The organism is Kitasatospora sp. NPDC043949 (genome assembly GCF_056435365.1).
Window position 1 is genome coordinate 38,060 of record NZ_JBWKEQ010000028.1, and the last position, 10,374, is coordinate 48,433.

11 protein-coding genes are annotated in these 10,374 nt (G+C 74.4%); 4 read left to right on the plus strand and 7 right to left on the minus strand.

What is annotated here, in order from left to right:
• Positions 1-25: 25 nt before the first annotated feature.
• Both AC07AL_RS22895 and AC07AL_RS22900 read right to left on the minus strand, forming a co-directional pair.
• Positions 26-520 (minus strand): hypothetical protein, encoded by a 495-nt coding sequence (locus AC07AL_RS22895; protein WP_363628264.1) that lies wholly within the window; start codon positions 518-520, stop codon positions 26-28.
• A 183-nt stretch (positions 521-703) separates the two neighbouring features.
• Positions 704-2,290, minus strand: coding sequence for a CehA/McbA family metallohydrolase (locus tag AC07AL_RS22900; protein WP_478318007.1), 1,587 nt, complete (start codon positions 2,288-2,290; stop codon positions 704-706).
• Positions 2,291-2,490: 200 nt separating this feature from the next.
• Between AC07AL_RS22900 and AC07AL_RS22905 the strand changes: the two genes are divergently transcribed.
• On the plus strand, positions 2,491-3,441 hold the full coding sequence (locus AC07AL_RS22905) for a polysaccharide deacetylase family protein (RefSeq protein ID WP_478318008.1): 951 nt from the start codon (positions 2,491-2,493) through the stop codon (positions 3,439-3,441).
• A gap of 49 nt (positions 3,442-3,490) precedes the next feature.
• Here AC07AL_RS22905 and AC07AL_RS22910 read toward each other — a convergent pair whose 3' ends face one another.
• The 4 genes from AC07AL_RS22910 to AC07AL_RS22925 form a co-directional block, all read right to left on the minus strand.
• The gene (locus tag AC07AL_RS22910) at positions 3,491-3,874 is read right to left on the minus strand and encodes a barstar family protein (protein ID WP_063346419.1); all 384 of its coding nucleotides are present in this window, start codon (positions 3,872-3,874) and stop codon (positions 3,491-3,493) included.
• A 41-nt stretch (positions 3,875-3,915) separates the two neighbouring features.
• Complete coding sequence (locus AC07AL_RS22915; RefSeq protein WP_363581774.1) at positions 3,916-4,569, minus strand: 4'-phosphopantetheinyl transferase family protein; 654 nt, start codon at positions 4,567-4,569, stop codon at positions 3,916-3,918.
• Positions 4,570-5,172: 603 nt separating this feature from the next.
• A complete protein-coding gene (locus AC07AL_RS22920) occupies positions 5,173-6,468 on the minus strand; it encodes an ROK family transcriptional regulator (RefSeq protein ID WP_478318009.1) in 1,296 nt (431 codons plus the stop codon).
• Positions 6,469-6,583: 115 nt separating this feature from the next.
• Positions 6,584-7,534: a TauD/TfdA dioxygenase family protein gene (locus AC07AL_RS22925; RefSeq protein WP_363628358.1), complete on the minus strand. Its 951-nt coding sequence runs from the start codon at positions 7,532-7,534 to the stop codon at positions 6,584-6,586.
• A gap of 567 nt (positions 7,535-8,101) precedes the next feature.
• Here AC07AL_RS22925 and AC07AL_RS22930 point away from each other — a divergent pair.
• Together AC07AL_RS22930 and AC07AL_RS22935 are read left to right on the plus strand one after the other, a co-directional pair.
• Positions 8,102-8,425, plus strand: a complete 324-nt coding sequence (locus AC07AL_RS22930) for an SDR family oxidoreductase (protein WP_363581780.1) — start codon at positions 8,102-8,104, stop codon at positions 8,423-8,425.
• A 25-nt stretch (positions 8,426-8,450) separates the two neighbouring features.
• Positions 8,451-9,260, plus strand: a complete 810-nt coding sequence (locus AC07AL_RS22935; protein WP_400803135.1) for an SMP-30/gluconolactonase/LRE family protein — start codon at positions 8,451-8,453, stop codon at positions 9,258-9,260.
• Positions 9,261-9,303: 43 nt separating this feature from the next.
• Here the strand turns inward: AC07AL_RS22935 and AC07AL_RS22940 are convergent, their stop codons facing one another.
• A complete protein-coding gene (locus AC07AL_RS22940; protein ID WP_363628362.1) occupies positions 9,304-9,513 on the minus strand; it encodes a hypothetical protein in 210 nt (69 codons plus the stop codon).
• 261 nt (positions 9,514-9,774) lie between these two features.
• Between AC07AL_RS22940 and AC07AL_RS22945 the strand changes: the two genes are divergently transcribed.
• Complete coding sequence (locus tag AC07AL_RS22945; RefSeq protein ID WP_363581786.1) at positions 9,775-10,260, plus strand: cysteine/serine endopeptidase inhibitor; 486 nt, start codon at positions 9,775-9,777, stop codon at positions 10,258-10,260.
• Positions 10,261-10,374 lie beyond the last annotated feature (114 nt).

Below are 10,374 nucleotides of genomic sequence, written 5' to 3' on the forward strand. Positions count from 1 at the left end.
CCGGGGCCTCGGGCACCCGGCGGGGTCACCAGCCGAGCAGGTGGGTGCGGCGGGTGAGGGCGGCGAGGATGGACTCGGCGGCGCCGGCGGGGGTGAGGGAGCTGGTGTCCAGGGTGTGCGGGCCGGGGACGGCGCCCGGGGTGGACTGGAGGACGACGAGGTGGAGGGCGGCGCCGGTGGTGCGGCTCTCGCGGCGGAAGGTGTCGAGGGTGGGCGGGGCGGCCGGGCACTCGACGATGACCTGGTAGCCGCCGGTCGCGTAGGCGAAGGCGGCCTGCGCGGCGGCGGCGAGGGCGGTGGTGTTCTGCCGCTCGGCCTCGGGGAGGTGCGGCGGGAGCTGGCCGCGCCGGATGACCCGCAGGAAGTCGTGCGCACGCAGGTGGACGCTCGGGTGCAGCTCCTCCGCGAGCCGGCTCGCGACCGGGCTCTGGCCGGCCCCGGCCGGGTCGACGAGGACGAGGACGCCGCCGGCGCCCCGGCCGCCCCCGAGCTCCGGCCCACCTACGGTCGTACGGTTCACAGCTGCTGATCCCTTCGCGGGCCGGGGACGGACGGGTAGCCGGGGCGAGGCGGTCGGAGTGCGGACGGGCCGGCCGCCCCGGATACGGACAGCCGACCGCCTCGTCCCTACGACTGGTGCTTTCGGGGATCAACCTAGTCCACGCCGGTGCCCCGAGTCGTCCCCACTCCTGCACCGGGGCGCTCAGCGGTCCTCGACGCGCAGCACGATCGGGTTGGTGAGGGCCGCCATCGGGCCCCAGGGGAGGTCCGGGCCCATCGCGTTGCCCTTGCCGGGCGACCCGTCCGGCTTCGGGTGGCGGACCTCGGCCCGGACGTAGGCGGCGAGCGAGGCCGTCGTGCGCCAGACCACCGTGCCGGAGCCGTCGGCGGGCAGTGACTCCTGGTGCAGCTGGCCCTCGTCGGTGAGGAGGCGGACCGTCCCGCCGGGCACGCCGGAGACGGCGAGCCGGACGTCCAGCGGGGCGTCCGCCGGGACGGCCAGCTCCTCGCCGATGCCGGCCCGGCGGCCGTGCCCGGTGACGGTGAACTCCAGCTGGACGGAGGCGGATTCGGCGAGCCAGCTGCGCCCGTCGCGCAGCCCGTCGAGGATCGCGTCCCGGGTGAGGTCCTCGGCCAGGACGACGTTGTGCGGGGAGCCGATGACCTGCGGGGCGCTGTGCGCGTCGCTGTTGCCCAGGGCGGGCAGCCAGGAACGGCCCTCGCGCAGGGCGACGGCGAGCCGGCCGTCCCAGGTGTCGACCGCGGACTCGTCGTCGTACGTCCAGGGCCCGTTCCACACCTCGACGCCGTCGGCCTGCTCGTAGCCGAACTTCCACTGGCAGGCGACGTACGGGCAGTACGGGTGCGCGGGCACCACCAGGCCGCCGGAGCGGTGGACCTGACGGACGAAGCGTGGGTACTCCTCGTCGCGGGAGCGGTAGCGCCAGTCGACGAACTGGCCCGCTTCGAGGCCGAGGGCCAGCCAGTGGCCGTTGCGGGTGGTGATCTCCTCGCCCGGGATGATCAGCAGGTCGGGGCCGGCCAGCGGGCCCCAGACCGCGTGCGAGGAACTGGTGTTGTGGTCGGTGGAGACGATGAAGTCGAGGCCGGCCGCGCGGGCTCCGGCGGCCACCTCCTCCGGGAGGCGCCGTCCGTCGGAGTGCACGGTGTGCAGGTGGCAGTCGCCCCGGTACCAGGCGCGGCCGCGGCCGCGGGCCCGCTCGGACGGGTAGTGCGGGGTGAACGCCGGCCCGGGGGCGCCGAACCGGAGGGTGACCTGGACGTGGTAGTCCAGCCCCTGCGGCGCGATCTGGTAGGGGCCGAGGGCGAGGTGCCAGGTGCCCGGGTTGATCGGGCCGGGGAGGTAGCCGGGGGTCGCGGTGTCGCGGGCGAGGCTGAACTCGGTACGGAAACCGCCGGACCAGCCGCGGAACCCGGGGCCGCCGAGGTCGGTGCCGCGTTCGTCGAAGATGCCGATGTCGCAGGAGTTGCCGGGGGTGCCGGCCGGGACCGGGGGCTTGTCGTAGCCGTAGCTGACGGCGATCTCGCGGACACCGGCGGGGACTTCGACGGGGAGGTGGACGAAGTCGGGGGAGCCGGTGGGGAGGTGGCCGGCGAGGGTGAGGGTCCGCTCGGTGCCGGGGGTGCCGGGGGTGCCGGGTGTGTCGGGTGCGGAGGCGGCGGCGGGGGTGGTCGCGGCCAGGCCGAGGGCGGCGGCGGCTCCGGTGGTGAGGCCGGTGCGGAGGAGGTCGCGACGGGCGGGGCGTGGGGTGTCGTGGTCGGCGGGCATCGGGTCCTCCGGGGCAGGGCGGGCGGGGTCCGTTCGGCTCCTTACCCGTGGCGGTGAATCAGGGGTGAGCCGGGGCCCACGGGCGGGGGGCGGCTCGGTGAAGGGGGTCGCCGTCGGCCGGGTCGGCGAGTTGCGGGCGGTGACGAATAGTCCGTTCATATTCATAGCGAGCGGATCGGATCATCGCGGAGGAGACGGGTGTGGCACTGAGTCGGCGGGCGCTGCTGGCGGCGGTGGCCGGGAGCACGCTGGCGGGGTGCGGGCCCTCGGCGGGCGGCGGGGCGGCGGCCCCGGCGGCCTCGGTGGCTTCCGCTTCGGTTTCCGAGGCCGCCGAGGCCTCCGAGGCCTCGGCGATATCGGCGATATCGGCGGCGACGCCGTCGGAGCCCCCGACGCCCGCCCCGACCACCCCGACCACCCCGACCGCTGCGCCCGGGCGCCCGGAGCCGACCCGGGCCGAGCTGGTCGCCCGGTACGGCGGCGCCGAGCCGAAGCAGTGGGGGATGGAGGTCACCGGGGTGATCACCGAGCTGCCCGCCGGCGAGATCGCGATGGCGCTCACCTTCGACGCCTGTGGCGGCCCCGGCGGGAACGGGTACGACGCCGACCTGATCGACTTCCTGCGGAAACGTTCCGTCCCCGCCACGCTCTTCCTGAACGCCCGCTGGATCGACGCCAACCCGGACGTGTTCGAGCAGCTCGCCGCCGACCCGCTCTTCGAGATCGGCAACCACGGCACCGTCCACCGCCCGCTCTCGGTCACCGGCCGCTCCGCCTACGGCATCGCCGGCACCGGTGGCGTCGGCGAGGTGTACGACGAGGTCGCGGGCAACGCGCACAAGCTCGCCGGGCTGCTCGGCCGCCCGGTGCGCTTCTTCCGCTCCGGCACCGCGCACTACGACGACGTCGCCGCCCGGGTGGTCGCCGACCTGGGGGAACGCGCCGCGGGCTTCACCGTGAACGGCGACGGCGGGGCGACGCTCAGCGCCGTCGAGGTGCGGCAGGAGATCGCGGCGGCCCCGCCCGGGGCGATCGTGATCTGCCACATGAACCACCCGGGCGGCGGTACCGCCCCCGGGGTGGTGGCGGCGGTGCCGGGGCTGCTGGCGGCGGGGCGGCGCTTCGTCCGGCTGTCGGACGTGATGCGGTGAGGCGCGGGCGTGCCGCGCTGCGGCGACGTGCGCGGACCGCGTTGCGGCGTTAGGCCAGTCGGAGGCCTCCCGGGTGCTCCTCCTCGATGATCCGGACCAGCCAGTCGAACACCGTCGGCCCCTTGCCGGCCCTGGCGGCGGCGAGGTCGGCGCGGACGTGCTCGCGGTTGGCGGGGTGGCAGTGGGCCAGCCGCAGTTCCAGCTGGCGGACCGTCTCGGGGTAGCCGAGGTTGCGCCGGGAGACCGCGTGGTCGCGCCACTCGATCAGGTAGTCGCCGTCCTCGGGGGTGCCGTAGCCGCCGCGCAGGCAGTCGGCGAAGGCGTCGAGGTTCCGGCCGAAGTAGCCGTCGCTGCCGATGGTCTCACCGACCACGTCCCAGAAGTCGTCCAGCGTGTGGATCCGGGTGCCAGCTATCACATAGGTCACGGTCACGGGGTCGAGGATATGCCGAGTGCGGTCGTCGGTGCGCCGGACTACCGGGCGACCGCGATGGCGGTGGCGAGCAGGCCGTCACCGACGGCCCAGCGGCCCTCGAAGCCCTCGATGCGGCGGCCGTTGACGTTCGGGCCGGGGACCAGCAGCCGGGCGGTGAAGGAGCCGTCGGGGGAGAGGACCAGGTCGGCCTCGCTGAAGTCCAGGAACTGCTCGGTGAGCGGGAACCACGCCTTGTACACGGATTCCTTGGCGCTGAACAGGATGCGGTCCCACGGCGTGCCGGGGTGCTCGGCGAGCAGTTCGACGATCCGCTTCCCCTCCTCGGGCAGCGCGATGACGTCCAGGACGTCGTCCGGGAGCGGCAGGGCGGGCTCGGCGTCGATGCCGACCGAGGCGAGGTCGCCGGAGTGGGCGACGGCCGCCGCTCGGAAGCCCTCGCAGTGGGTGAGGCTGCCGACGACGCCGTCGGGCCAGCTCGGGGCGCCGCGCAGGCCGGGGACCAGCGGGCGGTAGGGGATGCCGAGGCGGGTGAGGGCGGTGCGGGCGCAGTGGCGGACGGTGGTGAACTCTCGGCGGCGCTTGGCCACCGCCTGGACGACGGCGGCCTCCTCGGCCGGTTCCAGCCGGGCCTCCGGCGGGTCGTCGTAGGACACCTCGGTCACGACGGCGTCCGGCAGCAGGTCCCCGATCACACGCTCCCCCTCGGTCGGTGCGCGGACGGCCGCCGCGCGGATCGAGCCTAACCCGGGTGGGGGTGGTCCCGGCGGGCCTTCCGGGGAAGATCCACCGGGACCACCCGGAGCATCGGGAGCACCGGGACCACTGAGGCCAACTCGCGGTACTGCTCGGCGCCGTCCAGCGACCGCAGCGGCCGGCCGAGGCCAGGCCCCAGCTGCGCGGGTAGCGCACCAGGCTCTGCGGGCCGCCGATGAGCGCGATCTCGCGCTCGACGTCCGGGCTCCAGTCGTCGGGCAGGTTCGGGTGGTGGAGGAAGCGGCCGAAGTGGCTGCGGGTGCCCTCGGGGAAGTGTCCGGCGGCGAGTTGGCGGGCGAAGCGGCTGCGGCGTAGTTCATCCCAGCCGCCGTCGTGGCGGCCCCGATGGCGGGCGGGGTAGAAGAGGCCGGTCAGGCCTTCCAGGACGCCGTGGTACTGCTCGAAGCCCGTCCGCAGCGGTCAGTTGGCGCGGTCGTCGGCGGCGTAGGGGTCGCGGTGGTGGGGGTCGGTGGGCGGGTCGACGGGCCGGTCGGTGTGCGGGGTGGTCTGCGGGGGGCTTTCGAGGGATTTTTGGGCGGGGGCTAGCGGTGCCGGGCAGGCGTCGCGGCGAGGGCCCGGACGGGCCGGGCGTACAGCTCGCCGAGCACCGGGGCGCCGGCGGCGACGGCTAGCGCGTCGGGGCCCCGCTGCTGGGCGATCAGCAGGTCGGCGTCCCGGTGCAGGTGTGAGCGGAGGGTGAACTCGGCCCGTACGACGTCGAGATAGGCGGGGTCGAGGACGGCGAAGGTCTCGGTGAGCACCAGCAGATCGGGGTTGACCACGTCCGCGAGCAGGGCGAGGGCGCGGCCGATGGTCCGGGCCCGCTCGCGGACCAGCCGGTCCGCCCGGGGGTCGCCCTGCTGGACGGCGGCGATCAGCTGGGCGCGGTCCGGCTTGGCGGTGATCCCCTCGGCGGCAGCCGCTTCGAACAGGGTGGTGTCGGAGGCTGCGACCGAGAGGCAGCCCCGGCGGCCGCAGTGACAGAGTGCGGCGTCGTCCGCGTCTTCGTCCGCTCTCTCGTCCGCTTGTTGGTCCACTTGCTGGTCCGCTTGTCCGTCCGCGAGCCGGTCCGCGATCGGCAGGTGGCCGAGGTCGCCGGTGGCCGAGGGTGGGCCCTGATGGACCGTGCCCGCGACCGCCAGCGCCGCGTCCACCACATGGCCGACGAACAGCTGCACCATGCTCCGCCGGGCGGCCGGGTGGCCGAACAGGATCTCCGCCTGGGTGAGCGCCCGGGCGTGGTTGTCCACCTGGACGGGCAGGCCGGTGGCGTCCTCCAGCAGCTCCCGCAGCGGCATGTCCCGCCAGCCCAACGGTCCGTGACGGAGCATCAGCCCACGCTCCGGGTCGACGGCGCCGCCGGTGACGGCGCCCAGGCCGACCACCGTCCGGCCGCCGCGCAGGGCGGCGATCAGCCGGGGCAGCCGCTCCAACAGCGGCTTCAGTACGGCGAATCCGGTCCGGCCCCGGTTGGAGATCTCCTGCCGGTACAGCACCTGCCCGCGCAGGTCGAGCAGTGCGAAGGTGGTGTACGGGACGCCGATGTGCAGTCCGGCCACGGCAAGCCGGTCGGTGTCCACGTCCACCGGCAGCTGCGGGCGGCCCAGCGCCCCGGTGCCGCGCCCGCCCGCCAACTCCCGGCGCTCGCGCAGCAGTCCGAGCCGCACCAGGTCCACCACCTGCCGGGAGACCGCTGACGCGCTCAGTCCGGTCAGAGCGGCGACCCTGCTGCGGGCGATCGGCCCGTGGTCGAGCACCGTGCGCAGCACGGCGGAGGCGTTGGCGTCCCGGCGGTCGTCCCCGGTGCGGACGGGCGGCCGGGCGAGGGGGGTGGTCATGGTGGCGGTACCCGGGTCCTCTGGGTCGGTTGACGGCCGGGTCCTCCCCGGCCGGGTCGGTCGTATCGCGTTCCTCCGGTCGGGACGATCGGCGGTAACGCGTGCCCCGGCCGAGTCAGTTGGCCGTTTCGAGCTCCTCGGCGGGCACCAGGCCGGCCACCCGCGGCGGGTCGGCCGGCTCCAGCAGACGGCTCGGAGCGCCGTCCACGCCGAGCGGCAGGTCGCCGTCCAGGGTGATCCGGCGGACCAGGCGCGGCTCGTCGCCGTAGTCGTTGACCGCGTAGTGCTGGGTGGCCCGGTTGTCCCAGATCGCGACGTCGCCGATCTGCCAGTCCCAGCGGACGGTGTTCTCCAGCCGCTCGACGTAGCGCTGGAACAGGTCGATCAGCGCCCGGCTGTCGGCGCCCGACACGCCTTGGATGCGCTGCGCGAACGCGCCCAGGAGCAGCGACTTCTCCCCGGTGACCGGGTGCACCCGGACGACGGGGTGTTCGGTCTTGAAGGCGGTGGAGACGAAGACGTCGCGGAACAGCCGGGCGATCTCGGCGTTGTCCGCCAGCTCCGGGCGCAGGGCCAGCCGGGCGGCGTAGTCGTAGTCGTTGGTGTGGACGGCCCGCAGGCTCTCGGCCAGGGCCTTCAGCGGTGCGGGCAGGTCCTGGTAGGCGGCCGCGGTGTTGGCCCAGACCGTGCTGCCGCCGGCCGGGGGCAGCTCCAGCGAGCGCAGGATCGAGGCCTTGGGGTAGGACGGCACGAAGGTGACGTCGGTGTGCCAGTTGTTGGCCCGCACGCCCTTGGTCGCGTCCAGCTCGAAGATGTAGCGGCCGTCCGCGCTGGGGACGGTCGGGTGGCCGACCGGCTGTCCCAACAGGCGGGCGAACGCCTCGTGTCCGGCGTCGTCCAGGTGCTGCTGGCCGCGGAAGAACAGCACCTTGTGCTGGTGGAGGACGGCCTCGACGGCGGCCACGGTCTCGGCCGGCAGGTCGCCGCCGAGGCGGACGTCGTGCACGATCGCGCCGATCCGGCCGGCGGCGGGGGTGAGGCGGAGTTCAGTCAGGGCGGTGGTCATGACGGTTCCCCTTCACGGGAAGATGGTGACGGTGAGTGACGCATGGCGGCACCGGGCCGTTCCGCGTGCCGGTCGCCGGGCAGGGCTGAGCGGCGAGGCGGGGCAAGGCCGAGCGGCGGGGCAGGGCGTGCGGGAGGGAGGCCGGTCCGGCGGGACGGACGGTCAGAGGGCGAGCGCGCCGCGACAACAGCGGCGCGGGCAGCAGGCGGTGGCCGGGCGCGGGGCACGGCGGACAGCGGTGTGCATCGGCCCTCCTTCCGGCTCGCCGCGAGTGGGCTCGGCGCTCATCGTGCTGAAGGGCGGGGCTCGCTGTCAATCGTCAACTTGGCTTCTGGGAACGGGTGTTGCCGCCGCGTTGCGGTATGTTGCGGCGGATGTCGCGGGGGTGGCGGGTGTGCTGCGGGCGGGAGTTCGACCTTGTGACGGGCTCGCGGCGGTTACTAACTTGCGGAGCGGAAGTAAGTTCGGAGCGGGCCGAGGGCGCGCCCTCGGGCCCTGGCGAAGGGGAGGTCGGCGCCCGTGCTGGAACTGCTGCACGCCCGCGCGTCGGCGCGGACCACGTGACGGGTGGCGCGACTGTCCGGTGGTGACGGAGCGTACGGACTGGGCGAGTGCTCCGAGGCCGGCCCGGGCGCGAGCGGGCCAGGGCGGGCCAGGGCGGCGGTCGCTCCCGGCTTCGTCCCGGTGGAGCGCAACCGGCGCGTGTGGACGGATCCGCAGCCGAGCGCCGCGATGCTACGGTCGTCCCCACTGGGGCGGTTCGGCAGTGCGGCCGAGGTCGCGCGGGTGGTCGGCTTCCTGGCGGGCGAGGAATCCTCGATCGTCAGTGGTGTCCGCCTCGCCGTGGACGGAGGAACGACCGCGATGCTGCCCGAAGCCCCGCTGCGCTGACACCTTGTTCGAGGAGGGCCCCGCTGTGCGTGCCGAACCGGTCGCCGACACACCGTACCTGGAGCTGGGCGAGGGCCCGCTGTGGGACCAGTCCGCGCAACTGCTGCGCTGGATCGGCATCCCCGACCGGCGGGTGCTCACCCTGGACCCGGCCTCGGGCGCGATCGGCTCGGTCGAACTCGACGCCACCCCCGGCACCTTGATGCCGTACGGCGACGGCGGGCTGATGCTCGCCACCGAGCGCGGCTTCGAACGGTTCGATCCGGCCACTGGCCGCACCACGCTGGTTGCCGCCGTCGAGGCCGACCGCCCGGACCGCCGGATGAACGACGGCAAGACCGACCCGTACGGCCGACCGGTCGCCGGCTCGATGGGGCGGGGGGAGCCGCGCGAGCCCGGATCGCTGTACCGGCTGGAGCGCGACGGCGGTGTCCGGGCGATCCTCGGCGGGCTCGACATCCCCAACGGCCTCGCCTGGCCGGAGCCCGACCGGCTCTGGCACATCGACACCACCACGCGCCGCATCGCCCTCTACCCCTACCCCGAGCACGGCCCCCTCGGTGAGCGGATCCGCACGCTCGACGTCTCCCACCTGCCGGGTTACCCGGACGGCATGACGCTCGACGCCGACGGCAACCTGTGGGTGGCGTTCTGGGACGGCTGGGCGGTGCACTGCCTCTCGCCCGAGGGCGAGGTGCTGGCGTCGGTCGAGCTGCCGGTGCCGCGCGTCACCAGTTGCGCCTTCGGCGGGCCGGACGGGCGGACGCTCTACATCACGTCCGCCCGGTCCGACCAACACCCGCTGTCCGGCGGTCTGTTCAGCGTCCGGGTGTGAGGGGTCCGGGTGTGGCGGCGCCGGGTTCGAGGGGGGCGCGACCCTACTGCCCGAGCAGGCGGGCGAAGTCCAGCCCGAGGCTGCCGAGCACCGGCAGCGCGCCGAGGTCGGTGACGGCGCCGACGGGGATGCTGTAGCCCTGGTTCACCGCGCGGGGCGCGGGCGCGCCGTTGGCGGGCACGGCGTTGGCGGGTGCGGCGGCGGCCGGGATCAGGGCGGCGCCGAGGAGCAGGGCTGCGAGTGCGGTGCGCATGGGGCGGGGCCTCCGGGGGTGGGCGTGGTGACCTGTCAACACCCTGCGGCGCGGTGCGGTCACGTATCTTCGCCCCTTCGGCCGTATTGGTAAAGATTCCTGCCTTGTGTTCATGTCAACATGGCGGCGGTCTGGACCATACCGCCGTCGGGCGCATACGTTCTCTTCACTCGGACGGGCATCGGGCGATCTCGCTGAACCCCCTTGCGGCTTCGGCGACTTCTACCTGTCATGCCCATGGCTAGAGAACCGGAGGGAACCATGCGCGCCATCAGCAAGAACCTCAGGATCCTCGCGGGCGCCCCGCTCGCGGCCGCCGCCCTCATCGCCCTCACCGCCGGCACCGCCAGCGCGGCGATACCGATCAACACGCCCATGGCCGGCAAGGCCACCTACTACAACGACGCCGGCTACGGCGCCTGCGGCACCCAGATCAACGCCTCCAACCAGATGCTCGTCGCGGTCTCCCACACCTGGTGGACCAGCGCCAACCCCAACAACGACCCCCTGTGTCAAGGCATTTCGGTCAAGGTCAGCTACCAGGGCAAGACCGTCACCGTCCCCGTCCGGGACAAGTGCCCCTCCTGTGACGCCGGCCACCTCGACCTCAGCCAGCCCGCGTTCGCCCAGCTGGCCCCGCTCGGCCAGGGCGTCATCAACGGCCTCACCTGGCAGTTCGTCAAGGCCGGCCTGAACGGCAGGACCGTCGAACTCTCCGAGCCCGTCACCGGCTCCACCATCGGCTGAGACTGCGGATGAGCGGCCGTGGGGGGGGGGGGGGGGGGGGGGGGGGGGGGGGGGGGGGGGGGGGGGGGGGGGGGGGGGGGGGGGGGGGGGGGGTTGGGGGGGGGGGGGGGCACG

Coding starts and splice junctions, on each gene's coding strand:
- AC07AL_RS22900 (WP_478318007.1), bottom strand. CDS start 2,290: ATGCCCGCCGACCACGACACCCCACGCCCCGCCCGTCGCGACCTCCTC.
- AC07AL_RS22920 (WP_478318009.1), bottom strand. CDS start 6,468: ATGACCACCCCCCTCGCCCGGCCGCCCGTCCGCACCGGGGACGACCGC.
- AC07AL_RS22925 (WP_363628358.1), bottom strand. CDS start 7,534: ATGACCACCGCCCTGACTGAACTCCGCCTCACCCCCGCCGCCGGCCGG.
- AC07AL_RS22940 (WP_363628362.1), bottom strand. CDS start 9,513: ATGCGCACCGCACTCGCAGCCCTGCTCCTCGGCGCCGCCCTGATCCCG.
- AC07AL_RS22945 (WP_363581786.1), top strand. CDS start 9,775: ATGCGCGCCATCAGCAAGAACCTCAGGATCCTCGCGGGCGCCCCGCTC.